Origin of the sequence: Caulobacter hibisci, assembly GCF_016135805.1 — a bacterium.
GTDB lineage: Bacteria > Pseudomonadota > Alphaproteobacteria > Caulobacterales > Caulobacteraceae > Caulobacter > Caulobacter hibisci.
On sequence record NZ_JADWOX010000009.1, the window covers coordinates 39,720 to 55,671 of the forward strand.

Below are 15,952 nucleotides of genomic sequence, written 5' to 3' on the forward strand. Positions count from 1 at the left end.
CGAGGCTCCTTCGAAGAACCTCGCCACTCTATCTTAGGTGTCGCGACGCCGCGCGTGAAATCGCCGCAAGGATCGCGTCAGTCGAAGACCGAGGTGTCAGGGGCGGCGCTGCGCTTGACGCGCTCCCAGTCGTCCTTGGTGATCACATAGGTGCCGGCCAGCATGTCGCCCAGCCGCTGGCGCTTCTTGCTGATCGCCACGATGATCCCGGCCGGAATGCCGCCCAGCAGCATCGGATTGACCTCGATCACCCGGGTCAGGGTGCGGCCCGACGCGCGCAGCAGGCCCGGCTTGCCGGCCTTGGCGTTGACGACCACCAGGCCCAGGGCCAGCTTGCCCAGGCTGCGGCCCCAAAGGCCCTCGGTAAGAGGGAAGTAGCCCACGATCAGGATCAGGCTGATGACGCCGCCCGCCGTGCTCAGGTGGAAGCGGTCGAGGACCAGCACCGGCACGACGAGGAAAATGCCGAGCAGGACCATGTCGATCCAGCACGCGCCCCATCGCCTGACGAGAATAGACCCGGCGTCCTGCCGCCGGACCGCCTCGACCACCGTCGTCGGCAGCCTGTTTTCGTAGATCATGCAAAGCGCCCCTCAACCGCAAGGTCAGGATGAGGGGCCAGCTAAGCCATAGCGTCAAGCTTGGAGCGCGCCGGGGTCACGGTGTTACAGACCCGGCGCGCTCCAGGCATTTTGACCTAGGCCTGCATCGTCCAGCCTTCGACGCCCATCGCCGCCTGGCGGAAGGCTTCCGAGCGGGTCGGGTGCGGATGGCAGGTGCGGGCGACGTCTTCCGACGAACCGCCAAACTCCATGGCCACGCAGATCTCGGCGATCATGTCGCCGACGTTGGGACCCACGGCGTGGGCGCCGAGGATGCGGTCGGTCTTGGCGTCGGCCAGCACCTTCACGAAACCGTCGGTCTCGTGGTTGATCTTGGCGCGGCTGTTGGCCAGGAACGGGAACTTGCCAACCTTGTAGGCGACGCCCGCGGCCTTCAGCTCGTCCTCGGTCTTACCGACCGTGGCGACTTCCGGCTTGGTGTAGATGACGCCCGGGATGATGTCGTAGTTCACGTGGCCGGCCTTGCCCGCGATCAGCTCGATACAGGCCACGGCCTCGTCCTCGGCCTTGTGGGCCAGCATCGGACCCGAGGTCACGTCGCCGATGACCCAGACGCCGTCGACGCCGGTCTTGTAGTGATCGTTGGCGATGACGCCGCGCTTGTCCGGGGTGATGCCGACCGTCTCCAGGCCCAGGCCTTGGGTGAACGGGCGACGGCCGATGGCCACCAGCACGTAATCGGCCTGCAGGGTCTCGGCGGGGCCGCCGGCGACCGGCTCGAGGGTCAGCTCGGCCTGCTTGCCCTTGTCGCTGGCGCCGGTGACCTTGGCGCCGAGCTTGAACTTGAAGCCCTGCTTGGTGAGAATCTTCTGGAAGGCGGTGGCCACTTCGGTGTCGGTGCCCGGGACGATGCGGTCGAGATACTCGACGACGGTGACTTCCGCACCGAGGCGACGCCACACCGAACCCAGCTCCAGGCCAATGACGCCGGCGCCGACCACGATCAGGCTTTTCGGCACGGCCGGCAGCGACAGGGCGCCGGTCGAGTCGACGATGCGGCCGGCGTTGTCGACGGTCACGCCCGGCAGCGGGGTGGGCTCCGAGCCGGTGGCGATGACGATGTTCTTGGTCTCCAGGACCTTCTCCGAACCGTCCTCGGCCTTGACCACGACCTTTCCGGGTCCGTCGATGCGGCCCCAGCCCTTCACGTACTCGACCTTGTTCTTCTTCATGATGAACTCGACGCCCTTGGTCAGGGCTTCGACGCTGTCGGCCTTCTGGGCCATCATCTGGGTCAGGTTCAGGGTCGGCTTGACGTCGATGCCGAGCTTGGCGAACTCGCCGCCGGCCGCGGCGTCATAATATTCCGAGGCGTGCAGCAGGGCCTTCGAGGGCATGCAGCCGACGTTCAGGCAGGTGCCGCCGAGCTTGCCGCGACCTTCGACGATGGCCGTCTTCAGGCCCAGCTGACCGGCGCGGGTCGCCGCGTTGTAGCCGCCGGGGCCGCCCCCGATGATGACGACGTCGTATTGGGCCATGGGATCTTCGCCTTGCAGCAACGCGCCGGTAGCGGCGCCGGACAAAATATAGGGCTCGCAAGGCGCTTTGGCAGGCCTCGCCGGGGCGGGGCTACTCCTAGTGCGACGGGGGACAAAACGGAACCCGTTTTTCGTGCTTAGTCGTGATCGGATAAGGGAAATCCGGCTCGCCTGCCCAAGTCCTGCTCGCGCGTGGGACGATCACGCGCCCTCGCCTCGCCGGGCACGATCTTGCCGCGAGCCCACTTTTCGGCGGCGTCCTTGCCGACAGCTTGGCCTTGCTCTAGCCATTTCGGCCTCACCCGAGCGCGCCTGGCGAAACCCGGTCCGCTCCAGGCTCCGGAACACAGAGGCGACATTGCTCAGCACTTGGAAGTCGTGGACCGCGGGGGCGGCCCTCGCGATCGGAATGATGGCCGCTGGAGCCTTGCCGGGATCGGTGCTGGCCGACGAGGCCAAGCCGGCCGACAAGACCCCGGCCGTCGAGCTGCCCGCCTTCCCGGCCGACAAGTCGGTCAAGCAGACCACCGTGCTGGCCGGCAAGACCGTCGCCTACACCGCTACAGTCGGCTCGCTGCCGGTGCGCGACGAGAAGGGCAAGAAGATCGCCGAGGTGGTGTTCACCGCCTATACCCTGGACGGCCCGCGCGATCCAAACCGTCCGGTGACCTTCGCCTTCAACGGCGGCCCCGGCGCGGCCTCGGTCTATCTGAACTTCGCCCTGGGTCCCAAGCGCGTGCAGTTCGGCGCCGAGGGCGACAGCCCGTCGGCCCCCACGCGGCTGCAGGACAATCCGGCCAGCTGGATGGACTTCACCGATCTCGTCTTCATCGACGCCGTCGGCACCGGCTTCTCGCGCAGCCTGACCACGCCCGAAGAGACCAAGAAGCGCTTCTACGGCGTCAAGCAGGACATCGACTACCTGTCGCGGGTGGTCTTCGACTGGCTGGTCAAGAACGAGCGCCTGCCCTCGCCCAAGTACATCGTCGGTGAAAGCTACGGCGGCTTCCGCGGCCCGCGCCTGACCTACACCCTGCAGACCGACTACGGCGTCGGGATCAACGGCCTGGTCCTGGTCTCGCCGCTGCTGTCGAGCGCCGGCCGCACGGCGCAGGAGATCTCTCCCCTGCCGGCCATGTGGACCCTGCCGTCGATCGCCGCCGCCAAGCTGGAGCGCGACGGCAAGCTGACCCCGGCCGCTATCAAGGACGTCGAGGACTACACCCGCGGCGAATACATGGTCGACCTGATGAAGGGCTCGGACCCGGCCGCGCTGGACCGACTGACCACCAAGGTCTCGGCCATGACCGGCCTTGATCCCACCTATGTGCGCCGGGCCGGCGGGCGGCTGGAGACCCAGTCGTTCCTGCGCGAGGTGTTCCGCCAGACCGGGCGCCTGGGCAGCCGCTACGACAGCAACGTCACCTCGCTGGATCCCTTCCCCTATTCGCCCGAGCAGGAGATCAACGACCCGATCCTCGACTCGATCATCGCCCCGACCACCAGCGCCATCGTCGACTTCACCACCCGCACCGTCGGCTGGAAGGTCGAAAGCCGCTACGAGGCGCTGTCGGGCGACGTCAACCAGGCCTGGGATCGCGGCCGCGGCCCCGACACCGAGTCGGTCACCGACCTCCGCAAATCGGTCTCGGTGGATCCGAAGCTGAAGGTGCTGATCGTCCACGGCTACAACGACCTGTCGTGCCCGTTCTTCGCCTCGCGCCTGGTGGTCGACGCCATGCCGGCCACGGCGAACGGCCGGGTAACCCTGTCCAACTATGCCGGCGGCCACATGTTCTACAGCCGCCCCGACAGCGGGGCGGCCTTCCGCGCGGATGTGAAGAAGCTGTACGGCGCCAACTGAGGCGTCCACCGCCGCGAGACGACAGGGCGGCCGCTCCGAAAGGGGCGGCCGTTTTTTCATGCGGGAATTGCATATCCCGCCCGAGCCACCCGGGATAGACTCCGCGCCGCATGTCCAGGGCATGGACCTGATCGGGGAAAAGCGGATGTCGCTTCGCATAAACGGCCTGGCGCCGAACTTCACGGCCGAGACCACCGAGGGGACGATCGCTTTCCACGACTGGATCGGCGACAGCTGGGCGATCCTGTTCTCGCATCCCAAGGACTTCACCCCGGTCTGCACGACCGAGCTCGGCTACATGGCCAAGCTGAAGCCCGAGTTCGACAAGCGCAACACCAAGGTCATCGGCCTGTCGGTGGATCCGGTGACCAACCACGCCCGCTGGGCCCAGGACATCGCCGAGACGCAAGGGACCGCCCCGAACTACCCGATGATCGGCGACACCGACCTGGTGGTCTCCAAGCTCTACAACATGCTGCCGGAAGAGATCGAAGGCGGCTCGGACGGCCGCACCGCCGCCGACAACGCCACGGTCCGCACCGTGTTCATCATCGGCCCCGACAAGCGCATCAAGCTGATGATCAGCTATCCGATGACCACCGGCCGAAACTTCGACGAGATCCTGCGGGTGCTCGACTCCATGCAGCTGACCGCCAGGCACCGCGTGGCCACGCCGGTGAACTGGCAGGACGGCGACAAGGTGATCATCGCCGGCTCGGTGTCGGACGACGAGGCCAAGACGCTCTATCCGGACGGCTGGGAAGCCCCGCGCCCCTATCTCCGCATCGTGCCCCAGCCGAAATAGGACATGCTGTTCGAGACCTTCAGCGCTGGAGGTTGCCGCTCGTACCTGGTCGGGTGCGAGCGGACCCGCGCGGCGGTGCTGATCGATCCCGAACTGAGTCTGAGCGACCATTATCGCGGCTTCCTGCTGCAGAACGGCCTGTCGCTGCGCTACATCGTCGACACCCACACCCACGCCGACCACTTCTCGGCCGGCCGGTCGCTGAGCAAGGCGATGGGCGCGCCGGTGGTGATGCACAGGCTCAGCCCCGCGCCGCACGCCGAGCTGCGGCTCGACGACGGCGACATGCTGGTGGCCGGCGACCTGAAGCTGAAGGCCCTGCACACCCCCGGCCACACCCGCGATTCCATGTGCCTGGTGCTGGGCGACCGGGCGTTCACCGGCGACACCCTGCTGATCGGCGGCACGGGCCGCACCGACCTGCCGACCGGCGACCCGCACGCCCTGTTCGACAGCCTGTTCGACAAGCTCTTGAAGCTGCCGGGCGAGACGCTGGTCTACCCCGCCCACGACTACAAGGGCCGTTCCCACTCGACGATCGCCGACGAGATCGCGACCAATCCGCGCCTGCAGAAGACCGAGCGCGCCGCCTTCGTGGCGATGATGCGCGACCTCGACCTGGCCGCCCCCACCCACCTGACCGAGGCCTTGCGTACAAACATGAGCGGCGGCAAGACCGTCGCCCAGCTGCTGGCCGAGGCCGCCGCCGTCGTGCCGTTCATGGCCCTGGCCGAACTCGACGACCGGCTGGGGGCCAACAGCGCCGACCTGGTGGTCATCGACCTGCGCGAGAAGGAGGCCTTCGAGGCCGGCCACATCCGCGGGGCCCTGCACCTGCCGCGCGGCCAGCTGGAGCTGCGGGTCAATACCGCCCTGCCCGACCCGACCGCCCGCATCGTCACCTGCTGCGAGTTCGGCAAGATCTCGACCCTGGCCGCCGCCACCCTGCGCGAGCTGGGCTATCAGCGCGTCACCGCCCTCGACGGCGGGGTCGCCGCCTGGCGCGAGGCCGGCCTGGCGCTCGACCTCCCCGGCTAGGCGGACGAAACGGCCTCGCTTCTCCGGCGTTTGGTCCGCATGACCTATCTGACCCGAACCGTGTTCGCGGGCGCCAGCCTGCTGCTGATGCTGGCGGCCCTGGCCCTCATAGCGCTGGGCTTCATGGAGGCGGTGGACGGCTTGCGGGCCCCGGAGACGGCCGGGCCGGACGCGGTGCTCGACGCCCTGGGCTACATCATCGTCGCCATCGCCGTGTTCGACGTCGCCAAGTACCTGTTCGAGGAAGAGGTCACCCGCGGCAGCGAAAAGCGCAGCGCGGCCGAGGCCCGCCGCAGCCTGACCAAGTTCCTGTCGACCGTGGTCATCGCCCTGTTCCTCGAGGCCCTGGTCATCGTCTTCAAGACCGCGCGCGAGGACGTCGCCAAGCTGATCTATCCGACCGGACTTCTGGTGGCCTCGGTGCTGGTGCTCGTGGGCCTGGGCGCCTACCAGCGCTTCTCGGCCGCCGTCGAGGAGAAGGTCGGCGACGACGACGACGCGGAGGCGCGGAAGGACAAGGCGAAGTAGCTTCGCCGGTGCGTGGTCCCCGCCCTTCGACAAGCTCAGAGTGAGGAGCAAGGGACAGGCTCGGCGCTGGAAAACCTCATCCTGAGCCTGTCGAAGGACGAGGTTTCGCCCCTACCGCGCCAGCCGGCCGTCCCCCAACGCCGCCGGCTCGAAGCGGAAAATCACCTCCGGATCCGGCTCGGGCACGCCCTTGAGGATCTTCTTGCCCGCCGCCCCTTTCGGCGCGGCCGTATGCAGCAGCCAGCGGATGACGTTGAGACGGGCGGCCTTCTTGTGGTCGGCCTTCACGCACACCCACGGCGCGGTCTCGCTGTGGGTGCGGGTGAGCATGTCGTCGCGGGCGGCGGTGTAGTCGTCCCACTTCTCCTGGGCGACGGCGTCCAGCGAGCTGGTCTTGAAGGCCTTCAGCGGATCGTCGCGGCGGGCCTTCAGCCGTTCGGCCTGGGTTTCCTTGTCGATATCCAGCCAGAACTTCGAGAACAGCATGCCGCTCTCGACCAGCATGGTCTCGAAGGCGGGCACGTCGCGCAGGAACTGGGCCTGCTGCTCGGGCGTGGAGAAGCCCATGACCTTCTCGACCCCGGCCCGGTTGTACCAGGAGCGGTTGAAGATCACCGCCTCGCCGCAGGCCGGCAGCCATTCAACATAGCGCTGGAAGTACCATTCGCTCTGCTGGCGGTCGGTGGGCGCGGGCAGGGCCACGACCGTGGTCTGCCGGCGATGCAGGTGCTCGGTGATGCGGGCGATCGTGCCGTCCTTGCCGGCCGCGTCTCGGCCCTCGAAGATCGCCAGCAGCTTCCAGCCGTCCTTGATGGCGTGCCTCTGGAGGGCGATCAGCGCGATCTGCAGGTCGCGCAGCTCTTCGTCATAGTCGCGGGACTTGGTCATAGGTGGAGCCTACCCCCAGAAAGGAAACCTGCGCTAGAAGGAGCGCATGATCCGCCTCTTCGTGCCCCAGCCGCTGTCCAAGGACGCCGGAATCGCTCCGACCCAGGAGCAGTCGCGCTATCTCGTCTCGGTGATGCGCCTTGCCGTCGGCGACGAGATCCTGGTGTTCAACGGGACCGACGGCGAATGGCGCGCCAGCCTGGTCGACGCCGGCAAGCGTGGGTGCCTGCTGAAGGCGGAAGAGCAGACCCGGCCCCAGCTGGTGACGCCCGACCTCGATCTGGTCGTCGCCATGGTCAAGCGCGGCCGCGTCGAGACCATCGTCGAGAAGGCGGCCGAGCTGGGCGCGCGCCGCGTGCGCCTGACCACCACCCGCCGCACCAATGTCGACTACATGAAGCTGGGGCGCCTGGACGCCATCGCCATGGAGGCCGCCGAGCAGACCGGGCGGATGGACGTGCCGGCGATCGTAGATCCCGAGAAGCTCGACAAGATCCTCGACGGCTGGGACGCGGGCCGTCGCCTGGTGTTCTGCGACGAGGGCGGCGACGCCAAACCCGCCATCGAGGCCCTGGCCGGAACCGGCGATCCCGCCGCCATCCTGATCGGCCCCGAAGGCGGCTTCGCCCCCGAGGAACGCGAACGCCTGCGGTCCCTGCCGTTCGTGACCCCCGTGTCGCTGGGCCCGCGCATCCTGCGCGCCGACACGGCCGCGATCAGCGCCATGACGCTGTGGCAGGCGGCGGCGGGGGATTGGCGCTAAATCCCCTCTCCCCTTGCGGGAGAGGGTGGCCCGCGAAGCGGGTCGGGTGAGGGGTCGAAAACCCTGTCCGCTTCGACGGCGGATCGACCGGGCGCGGGCGGAAAGATCTGAGAGACCCCTCATCCGTCGGCTTCGCCGCCACCTTCTCCCGCAAGGGGAGAAGGACGCTCCATATCGCCCGAGACCGAACGGTAACGCTAATTGTAGCGGACCCTCTTGAGGTCGGCTAAGACGGCTCCCAATTGCGCTCCACGCGTTTCGTGGCGGTCGGGGGGAATTGGGCCCCTCCCCTCCTGTGGCGTTTGATTTTAGGGGAGACGGCGATGGCCGACACCGCCAGCCTGGATCAGCGCCCGCTGACCCTCGAAGACCTGACCGCCTATTTCGCCAAGGGCAACAAGCCGAAGTCCGCCTTCCGCGTCGGCGCCGAACACGAGAAGTTCGGCTTCTACCTCGGCAGCCACACGCCGGTGCCCTACGAGGGCGACAAGGGCGTGCACGCCCTGCTGGTCGGCCTGCAGCGCTTCGGCTGGACACCGGTGATGGAAGGCGATGTGATCATCGGCCTCGAGCGCGACGGCGCCAATGTCAGCCTGGAGCCGGGCGGCCAGTTCGAGCTGTCGGGCGCGCCGCTGCTGACCATGCACGACATCTGCAACGAGACCGGCGGCCACCTCGACGAGGTCAAGACCGTCGCCGACGAGCTGGGCCTGGGCTTCCTGGGCGTCGGCTTCTCGCCGCAGTGGAAGCGCGAAGAGGTGCCGATCATGCCCAAGGGCCGGTACGTCATCATGCGCAACTACATGCCCAAGGTCGGCGGCCTGGGCCTCGACATGATGCTGCGCACCTGCACCGTGCAGGCCAATCTCGACTTCGAGAGCGAAGCCGACATGGTCGCCAAGTTCCGCATGAGCCTGGCCCTGCAGCCGATCGCGACGGCGCTGTTCGCCAATTCTCCGTTCACGGAAGGCAAGCCGAACGGCTTCCTGTCGGCGCGCGCCAACGTCTGGACCGACACCGATCCCAACCGCACGGGCCTGCTGGACTTCGTGTTCCAGGACGGCTTCGGCTTCGAGCGCTACGCCAAGTACCTGCGCGACGTGCCGATGTATTTCGCCAAGCGCGGCGACCGCTATATCGACCTGGCCGGCCGGTCTTTCCGCGACTTCATCGACGGCAAGATCGACGAGGTCGGCGGCGAGCGGGCGACGATCAAGGACTGGGCCGACCACGCCACCACCGCCTTCCCGGAAGTGCGCCTGAAGACCTATCTGGAAATGCGCGGCGCCGACGCCGGCCCCTGGAGCCGCCTCTGCGCCCTGCCGGCCCTGTGGACCGGCGTGTTCTACGACGACGCCGCGCTCGCGGCCGCCTGGGACCTGGCCAAGGACTGGACCGTCGAAGACCGCGAAGGCCTGCGCCGCGACGTGCCGACCCTGGGCCTGAAGGCCAAGGTCGCCGGCCGCACCGTGCAGGACGTCGCCAAGGACTTCGTCGCCATCGCCAAGCAGGGCCTCAAGGCCCGCGCCCAGTTGAACGGCGGCTTCCTCGACGAGACCATCTATCTGGGCGAGCTGGAAGAGATCGCCGAGACCGGGATCACGCCGGCCGAACGCCTGCTGGAGAAGTTCCACGGCGAGTGGGGCGGCGACATCGGCAAGCTGTTCGACGAAGGGGCTTACTGAGCCGGGGAAGACCCCCTCCGGCCCTCCGGGCCACCTCCCCCAGAGGGGGAGGATCTAGCAATGCTCCCCCGCTGGGGGAGCTGTCGCGGAGCGACTGAGGGGGTCAGCGCAACATCCCCCAGACGATCCCCGCCTGGCCGCCGATATACAGAAACCACACGGCCCACGCCGTCAGCCTCTCGGAACCGAAAAGCTTCGCGCCCTTGAACAGGTCGAAGGCCAGGATCGCGTCCGAGGCCATGAAGGCCACGCCCCCCGCCGTCGCGGGCCAGCGCACCGTGGGCAGGGCGGCGGCCGACACCACCATGGCCAGGATCGCCGCCACATAGGCCAGCACCGCCGGCCGCAACGGCCCGAGCGATCCCCACAGCCGCCGCAGCATCACCGCCCCGACCAGGGCCGCCACCGGCGCGATGACGAAGAAGGCCTGGCTGGGCGCCGTGCGCTCGCGCCAGAACACGATCACATAGACCAGGTGCCCGGCCAGGAACGCCGCCAGGCCGAATGGCAGCCAGCGCTTGGGATCGCCGGCCAGGAAGGCGTCGCCGGCCGCGCACAGGGTCAGGGCCACGGCCAGCAGCACCGTGCCGCCTTCCAGATAGGCCAGCACCGCGAGCGCCGCCGTCGAGGCGGTCTTGACCACGGTGCGCAGGAACGAAGGCGGCCGCTCCACCAGCGCCAGGCCATAGGCCAGGGCGCAGGCGCCACAGATCGCCCACAGCCAGGCGTCAGTCATCCGAGGAGAGCTTGCTCAGGAAGGCCTGGGCGGCGTCCTTGTGGCGGCTCTTGAGGTTCTTGCCGACGATGGCGATCAGGGCCGCGATCACGGCGGCGTCGTCGGTGAAGCCGATGGCCGGCAGGACGTCGGGAATGGCGTCGGTCGGCAGGACGAAATAGGCCAGGGCCGCGAACATCATGCCCTTGGCCGCCGTAGGCGTCTCCGGATCGCGGGCGCACCACCACAGCGACAGGGCGTCGGCGGCGAACGGGATCTTCGAGGCCACGCGGCGCATCTTCGGCCAGAAACCGCGCGTCACCCGCTGCTCGTTGACCCGCACGGTGGCCGGAACGAGCGCCTTCCTCGGATCCAGCACGTCGTCGGGCGTGACGCCGTTGACGTCGGGGGATGGTTTGGCGTCGGCGCTCATGGGGGTAAACCGCTCCTCAACAGACCAATTAAACGCAACCCCAGGGGAAACGTCCATGAAACTCGACAACACCATCGCCGCCGTGATCACCGGCGGCGCCTCGGGCCTTGGCGAAGCCACCGCCCGCGCCCTGGCCGCCCAGGGCGTCAAGGTCGCGATCTTCGACATGAACGAGGCGCGCGGCGAGGAGGTCGCCAAGGAGATCGGCGGCGTCTACTGCAAGGTCAACGTCACCAGCGACGCCGAGGTCGAGGCCGGCTTCGAGAAGGCCCGCGCCGCCCACGGCCAGGAGCGGATCCTGGTCAACTGCGCCGGCGTCGGCAACGCCGCCAAGACCGCCAGCCGCGACAAGGCCACCGGCGAGACCAAGCACTTCCCGCTCGATATCTTCGACCGGGTGATCCAGATCAACCTGGTGGGCACCTTCCGCTGCATCGCCAAGTCGGCCAAGGGCATGCTCGACCTGGAGCCTCTGGAGGACGGCGAGCGCGGCGCGATCGTCAATACCGCCAGCGTCGCCGGCGAGGACGGCCAGATCGGCCAGGCCGCCTATTCGGCCTCCAAGGGCGGCGTCATCGGCATGACCCTGCCGATCGCCCGCGACCTGATGAACGACGGCATCCGCGTCAACACCATCCTGCCGGGCATCTTCAACACCCCGCTGATGAACGCCGCGCCCGACAACGTCAAAGCCGCCCTCGCCGCCTCGGTGCCCTTCCCCAAGCGCCTGGGGAACCCGGCCGAATACGCCCAGCTGGCCCTGACCATGATCACCTGCGGCTACTTCAACGGCGAAGACGTCCGCCTCGACGGCGGCATCCGCATGGCGCCGCGCTGACCCAGTTCCCTCTCCCCTTGCGGGAGAGGGTGGCCCCCGCCAGGGGGTCGGGTGAGGGGTCGCACCAACGCAAAACGCCGCGACGGCCGATCGGCTGTCGCGGCGTTTCACATCTGAGAGACCCCTCATCCGTCATCCTTCGGATGACACCTTCTCCCGCAAGGGGAGAAGGATCAGGGTTACTTCTTCACCCAGCCGCCGCCGAGCGGCTTCCAGTACTGCCCCGGCGCCAGGCGGGCGTAGAGCTGCTTGGCGGTGGCCTGGCCGGCGGCGTCGGCGGTGACGCCGGTCTTGGCGGCGGTGTCCTTGTAGACGGCCGCGCGGCCGGTGTTGATCTCGGCCACGGCGGCGCGCAGGTCGGCGTCGCCGCCCGACACGATGCCGAGGAAGCCGTCGGCCTGCTCGCCGATCGTGCCGGAGGCCTTGCCGGCGTCCACGGCGGCCTTGGCGGCGGCCGACTGGGCCAGCACCGGGGCGGCGACCGCGCCCATGGCGGCCGCGATGGCCAGGACCGTCATCGTCTTGCGGATCATGGCGGTTCCTCCTCTTAGAACAGGTTCGGGTTTTGCTGGATCAGCGTCTGGACTTCCTTGTCCAGCCGCACCCGCACATCGGCGTCCAGCTTGGCGTAGATGTTGATCGGATCGACCTTGACGCGGACGGTCGGGGTGCAGGCCGCGAGGCCTCCCGCCGCCAGCAGGGTCGCGATCAGGACGCGCTTGTGCATGGGTTTGTCTCCAGTTCGGGGTTCACGTTGCGCGGTCACGGCTGAACCGGCGCTGAACGGCGGGTTTCTTCTGTTTCTTCCGCGAAACGACGGCCCCAGGCGGCCAGAAGCTCGTCGAAATTGAGCGAGGTGTCGAGGGTCAGGTCCACCGGCGTCTTGGCCGGCAGCGGGATCCGCCGCTGGAAGGCCTTGCCCTGGATCAGCTCCAGCAGCCCGACCTTGGCCTTCTCGGCGACCTTCGGATCGTGCTCGCCCTTGATGTGGAACAGCAGCGACAGGCGCCCGTTCGGCGTCGAATTGACCCCGGCCTCCAGGGTGTCGAAGGCCAGATTCTCCATGGCCTGGTAGGCGAAGTCCTGGATGGCGTTGACCGGCTGCTGGGCGACGGTCGCGTTGTTGGGATTGCCGGGGCTGTCGCTCTCGGCCTGGCTGGCGGTCTGGTTGGCCTCGACGCCGGTCAGGGCCTCGCGCGAGATCGAGATGTGGCCGGGCTTGATGGCGTTCAGCTTGCCGTCCAGCAGCTTGAAGCCCTTGTCGCTGAACTGGAACGGCAGGCGGCCGGAGACCACCGCGTCGAGCTTAACCTTGTCGGCCAGGGTCGAGCCGGCGGTCAGTTCGCCCAGGTCCAGGCCGTCGATGACGATGACCCCGCTGATCGCCTTGCCGTCCAGCGGTATGTCCAGCGGCTCGATCGAGATCTTGCCCTTGGCGGCGGTCAGCTGGGCTCGCGAGACCTGCAGCGAAGTGGCGCCCAGGGTGAACACCCCCTCGATGGCCTCGAGCGGCACGATCGAGTCGATGCGGGTGATCGCCAGCTTCTGGTCGGGGGCGCTGGTCAGGGGCGCCAGGCTGACGAACTTCACGTCGCCATTCAGGGTGGCCACGAAGCCCAGCGGGCTGGCGCGGAAGTCGAGGCCTTGCGTCGAGACCTCGCCACTGCTGGTGACGCCCTGGTCGGTCCAGTCGAAGCGGCCCTTGAAGCTGGCCTTGCCCTCGGCCTCGCTGGCGAAGGCGGCCATCGGGCTGACGGCCACCGGCTGCAGGCCCTGCTGCTTGGAGAAGACGATGTTGGAGGCGTCGATCAGCGCCGAGCCACGGCCGCTCTCCACGCCATGGCGGATGTCGATGCGGCCCAGGGCGAAACCGCTGGCCGTGGTGACATCGACGCCGCCGCTCCAGACGCCGGAGGCCAGGGCCAGGCGCCCCGTCGCCTTTACCGGCTCGAAGCGCTTGGCCGAGGCGGCGTCGACCAGACGGCCCTCCGTCAGCCGCACCTCGGCGCGGTCGAAGCCCTGCCCGCCGCCGACGAAGGTTCCGGCCACGCCCTCCGCTTTCGCCTCGGCGGCGGTGATCGCGCCGCGTCCGTTGGCGAAGCGGGCCTGGGCCTCCCAGCGGCCGTTCGCCACCCGCACCAGCGGCGCGGCGACCGGGCAGACGTCCAGGGCGATGTCCTGGATCGGCCGCTCGCCGGCCTCGCCCGCTTCGATGGCCGCGACGCTGACCGGCGTGCAGCCGGAAAGGCGGAAATCGAACGCGCCATTGGCCGCGCGGGCCTGGCCCTTGGCGTCGAGCTTGATCCCCTCGGCCGGCGGTACGTCCAGCGTGCCCGACAGGGCGACCGGCGAGGAGAAACCGGCCGCGTCGGCGCGCCAGTTGGTGGCCGCCAGGGTCAGCTCCGGCAGGCCGCCGCCGGCCAGGGCCAGGGTCGCCGAACCGCGCGAGACGCCGCCGGCGCTTTCCAGCAGGCGGCCTCCTCCCGCCGTCAGGGTCGCCTTGGCGCCGCTGGCCGAGGCCAGGGTTACCGGCTTGCCGGCGAAGGCCGCAAGCTTGCCGCCGCCGATCTCCAGCCGCAGGTCGGGGGCGTCGAGCTCGAAGTCGCCCAGCGCCTTGCGGGCGGCGACGGCGTAGTCGGGATTGGGCAGGCCGGCGGTCAGGCGTTCGGCGTCGGGGGCGGATACCGCCCCGTCGGCTCCGGCCCGACCGGCCAGGGTCAGGTTCAGGCCCTCGCCCGCCCGGAAGCGGCCCTTGGCGTCCAGCACCAGGGCCGAGAGGCCCAGGCCGTCGCGGGCCGCGCGGCCGACGCCGGCCGCCACGCTGACCGCGCCGGTCAGGCCGATCGCCCCACCCTTGGGGGCGGAGAAGGAGAGGTTGCTCGACTTGACGTCCACCGCCGCCCGGCTCAGCGCCGCGCCGCCGGCCAGGGCCTGCTCGGCCGTGCCGCGCAGCCGCGCCGGCCCCAGGGCCCGCACCCCGGCGGAGTCGAAATCCACCCGCAGGGCGTCGCTGTCGATCTCGGCGGCGAAGCTGCGGGCCTCGACGCCCGGAGCGACCAGCCGCCCGGCCCGGGCCTGGCCCGACACCCGCGCGGCCGCGCCGCCCTTCTTGAAGTCGCCGGCCACCAGACCCGCCAGGGTCAGGCGGGTCTCGACGTCGGCCAGGCTGGTCTCCCCGGCTCTCAATCCCTCTGCCTTGATCGACAGCTTGACGTCGGCCGGGCCGGTGGCGGCCAGCCGCTTGAGGTCGGGATAGGCGACGTCGGCCTCCAGCCGGGCGTCGGCGCCCTCCAGGTCGACCTGCTCGGCGTCCAGCCCCTCGACCTCGGCGCGGGCGTCGACGGTGAGGCGATCGCCCCGCTTGCGGGCCCGCAGCACCGCCCCGCGCAGGTCGACCTGCAAGGCGTCGGTGGCGTAGCGCATGGCCGCCACCGCTGCGTCGAGCCGCAGCAGTTGGCCGTCGTCGAGGCTGGCGTCGCCGGTCAGGCGGGCCACGCCGCCGGGGGTGTCGAGCGTCACCCGGGCGTCCTCGACCAGCACGGCCGGCCCGCCTTCCTTCTTCTCGCCGGGCGACTTCAGCGCCTCGTCTATCAGCGGCTGCAGCTTGCCGAAGGTCAGGGTTTGGCCGTCATAGCGGGCGCGCAGGCGCGGGCTGGTGATGCGCACGGCGCGGGTGTCGATGGCGAACGGCCCGCCCGACCACGGCGCGGTCAGGTCGTAGGCCACCTCGATCCGCTTGGCCGAGAAATAGGGATCATTGGCCGGTCCCAGCCGGATCGAGCCGGCGAAGCCGCTGGCGTCCAGGCTCTCGACCGAGATCAGGCCTTCGATGCCGCGCTCGGCCAGCCAGGCCTCGGCCAGGGCGCGGCTGATCTCGCGCCGGCCGGCATAGGTCGAGAACCCCAGCGCGATGAACGCCATCAGGGCGAAGGACACCGCCTCCAGCCCGGCGTCGGCCAGGGCCGCCCGGTCTGGGCGCCAGCGCCGCGACTTGCGCGGCTTGGGAACGGAATCGGGGTCGGCTTGGGGCTCGGCCATCGACCGCACCATGCCGCATGCCGTGGCGTTTGTGAGGCCCCCGTTGCGGAAAAGTCTGGAAACCGACGGTATTGAAACACCGTCGGCGGCGCGTGCGCCCGCCTAACTCCCGTCATTCCCGCCCTTGTGGCGGGAACCCCTCTGTCAGCCGCAAGGGCGGGAGGGGCGGCGTGCTGAGCACGCCGCTTGCGCTTCCCAAGCGGAACCAGGGTTTCCCGCCACAAGGGCGGGAATGACGGGAGACTAGGGAATACGG

The 15,952-nt window shown here is 69.2% G+C and carries 15 protein-coding genes; 7 read left to right on the top strand and 8 right to left on the bottom strand.

Annotated features, from left to right (window positions below):
• Positions 1-77: 77 nt before the first annotated feature.
• Positions 78-581, bottom strand: coding sequence for an RDD family protein (locus I4Q42_RS13960; protein ID WP_198576695.1), 504 nt, complete (start codon positions 579-581; stop codon positions 78-80).
• A 116-nt stretch (positions 582-697) separates the two neighbouring features.
• Positions 698-2,101, bottom strand: coding sequence for a dihydrolipoyl dehydrogenase (lpdA, locus tag I4Q42_RS13965; RefSeq protein WP_198576696.1), 1,404 nt, complete (start codon positions 2,099-2,101; stop codon positions 698-700).
• A gap of 412 nt (positions 2,102-2,513) precedes the next feature.
• Here lpdA and I4Q42_RS13970 point away from each other — a divergent pair, with 412 nt between their 5' ends.
• From I4Q42_RS13970 to I4Q42_RS13985, 4 genes are all read left to right on the top strand, one after another.
• Positions 2,514-3,965: a S10 family peptidase gene (locus I4Q42_RS13970; RefSeq protein ID WP_232793132.1), complete on the top strand. Its 1,452-nt coding sequence runs from the start codon at positions 2,514-2,516 to the stop codon at positions 3,963-3,965.
• Positions 3,966-4,110: 145 nt separating this feature from the next.
• The gene (locus I4Q42_RS13975; RefSeq protein WP_198576698.1) at positions 4,111-4,770 is read left to right on the top strand and encodes a peroxiredoxin; all 660 of its coding nucleotides are present in this window, start codon (positions 4,111-4,113) and stop codon (positions 4,768-4,770) included.
• A gap of 3 nt (positions 4,771-4,773) precedes the next feature.
• A complete protein-coding gene (locus I4Q42_RS13980) occupies positions 4,774-5,808 on the top strand; it encodes an MBL fold metallo-hydrolase (protein ID WP_198576699.1) in 1,035 nt (344 codons plus the stop codon).
• 39 nt (positions 5,809-5,847) lie between these two features.
• Positions 5,848-6,336, top strand: coding sequence for a GNAT family acetyltransferase (locus I4Q42_RS13985; RefSeq protein WP_198576700.1), 489 nt, complete (start codon positions 5,848-5,850; stop codon positions 6,334-6,336).
• Positions 6,337-6,447: 111 nt separating this feature from the next.
• Here the strand turns inward: I4Q42_RS13985 and ppk2 are convergent, their stop codons facing one another.
• On the bottom strand, positions 6,448-7,224 hold the full coding sequence (gene ppk2, locus I4Q42_RS13990) for a polyphosphate kinase 2 (protein WP_198576701.1): 777 nt from the start codon (positions 7,222-7,224) through the stop codon (positions 6,448-6,450).
• 46 nt (positions 7,225-7,270) lie between these two features.
• Between ppk2 and I4Q42_RS13995 the strand changes: the two genes are divergently transcribed.
• Together I4Q42_RS13995 and I4Q42_RS14000 are read left to right on the top strand one after the other, a co-directional pair.
• Entirely contained in the window at positions 7,271-7,987 is a 717-nt protein-coding gene (locus I4Q42_RS13995; protein WP_198576702.1) for a 16S rRNA (uracil(1498)-N(3))-methyltransferase, read from the top strand.
• A gap of 323 nt (positions 7,988-8,310) precedes the next feature.
• Positions 8,311-9,672, top strand: coding sequence for a glutamate--cysteine ligase (locus tag I4Q42_RS14000; protein WP_198576703.1), 1,362 nt, complete (start codon positions 8,311-8,313; stop codon positions 9,670-9,672).
• Between the two features lie 103 nt (positions 9,673-9,775).
• On the opposite strand, the gene I4Q42_RS14005 is transcribed toward I4Q42_RS14000, so the two are convergent.
• Both I4Q42_RS14005 and I4Q42_RS14010 read right to left on the bottom strand, forming a co-directional pair.
• The gene (locus I4Q42_RS14005) at positions 9,776-10,408 is read right to left on the bottom strand and encodes a lysoplasmalogenase (protein WP_198576704.1); all 633 of its coding nucleotides are present in this window, start codon (positions 10,406-10,408) and stop codon (positions 9,776-9,778) included.
• Positions 10,401-10,820, bottom strand: coding sequence for a YkvA family protein (locus I4Q42_RS14010; protein WP_198576705.1), 420 nt, complete (start codon positions 10,818-10,820; stop codon positions 10,401-10,403). Before I4Q42_RS14010 ends, I4Q42_RS14005 begins: the two co-directional genes overlap by 8 nt.
• Positions 10,821-10,875: 55 nt before the next feature.
• Between I4Q42_RS14010 and I4Q42_RS14015 the strand changes: the two genes are divergently transcribed.
• On the top strand, positions 10,876-11,658 hold the full coding sequence (locus tag I4Q42_RS14015; protein ID WP_198576706.1) for an SDR family NAD(P)-dependent oxidoreductase: 783 nt from the start codon (positions 10,876-10,878) through the stop codon (positions 11,656-11,658).
• A gap of 179 nt (positions 11,659-11,837) precedes the next feature.
• Here I4Q42_RS14015 and I4Q42_RS14020 read toward each other — a convergent pair whose 3' ends face one another.
• The 3 genes from I4Q42_RS14020 to I4Q42_RS14030 are packed head-to-tail and all read right to left on the bottom strand — an operon-like array spanning position 11,838 to position 15,696.
• Positions 11,838-12,191, bottom strand: a complete 354-nt coding sequence (locus I4Q42_RS14020) for a YdbL family protein (RefSeq protein ID WP_198576707.1) — start codon at positions 12,189-12,191, stop codon at positions 11,838-11,840.
• Between the two features lie 14 nt (positions 12,192-12,205).
• Entirely contained in the window at positions 12,206-12,385 is a 180-nt protein-coding gene (locus I4Q42_RS14025) for a YnbE family lipoprotein (protein ID WP_058349385.1), read from the bottom strand.
• A 35-nt stretch (positions 12,386-12,420) separates the two neighbouring features.
• Positions 12,421-15,696 (bottom strand): intermembrane phospholipid transport protein YdbH family protein, encoded by a 3,276-nt coding sequence (locus I4Q42_RS14030; RefSeq protein WP_198576708.1) that lies wholly within the window; start codon positions 15,694-15,696, stop codon positions 12,421-12,423.
• Positions 15,697-15,952: the final 256 nt, after the last annotated feature.

Bases quoted from the DNA above. Each gene is read 5' to 3' on its own strand.
- I4Q42_RS14030 (WP_198576708.1), bottom strand. From the start codon at position 15,696: ATGGCCGAGCCCCAAGCCGACCCCGATTCCGTTCCCAAGCCGCGCAAG.
- I4Q42_RS13975 (WP_198576698.1), top strand. From the start codon at position 4,111: ATGTCGCTTCGCATAAACGGCCTGGCGCCGAACTTCACGGCCGAGACC.
- I4Q42_RS13980 (WP_198576699.1), top strand. From the start codon at position 4,774: ATGCTGTTCGAGACCTTCAGCGCTGGAGGTTGCCGCTCGTACCTGGTC.
- I4Q42_RS13970 (WP_232793132.1), top strand. From the start codon at position 2,514: ATGGCCGCTGGAGCCTTGCCGGGATCGGTGCTGGCCGACGAGGCCAAG.
- I4Q42_RS14020 (WP_198576707.1), bottom strand. From the start codon at position 12,191: ATGATCCGCAAGACGATGACGGTCCTGGCCATCGCGGCCGCCATGGGC.
- I4Q42_RS13985 (WP_198576700.1), top strand. From the start codon at position 5,848: ATGACCTATCTGACCCGAACCGTGTTCGCGGGCGCCAGCCTGCTGCTG.
- I4Q42_RS14025 (WP_058349385.1), bottom strand. From the start codon at position 12,385: ATGCACAAGCGCGTCCTGATCGCGACCCTGCTGGCGGCGGGAGGCCTC.
- I4Q42_RS14005 (WP_198576704.1), bottom strand. From the start codon at position 10,408: ATGACTGACGCCTGGCTGTGGGCGATCTGTGGCGCCTGCGCCCTGGCC.
- I4Q42_RS13960 (WP_198576695.1), bottom strand. From the start codon at position 581: ATGATCTACGAAAACAGGCTGCCGACGACGGTGGTCGAGGCGGTCCGG.
- I4Q42_RS14000 (WP_198576703.1), top strand. From the start codon at position 8,311: ATGGCCGACACCGCCAGCCTGGATCAGCGCCCGCTGACCCTCGAAGAC.
- I4Q42_RS14010 (WP_198576705.1), bottom strand. From the start codon at position 10,820: ATGAGCGCCGACGCCAAACCATCCCCCGACGTCAACGGCGTCACGCCC.
- ppk2 (WP_198576701.1), bottom strand. From the start codon at position 7,224: ATGACCAAGTCCCGCGACTATGACGAAGAGCTGCGCGACCTGCAGATC.
- I4Q42_RS13995 (WP_198576702.1), top strand. From the start codon at position 7,271: ATGATCCGCCTCTTCGTGCCCCAGCCGCTGTCCAAGGACGCCGGAATC.
- I4Q42_RS14015 (WP_198576706.1), top strand. From the start codon at position 10,876: ATGAAACTCGACAACACCATCGCCGCCGTGATCACCGGCGGCGCCTCG.
- lpdA (WP_198576696.1), bottom strand. From the start codon at position 2,101: ATGGCCCAATACGACGTCGTCATCATCGGGGGCGGCCCCGGCGGCTAC.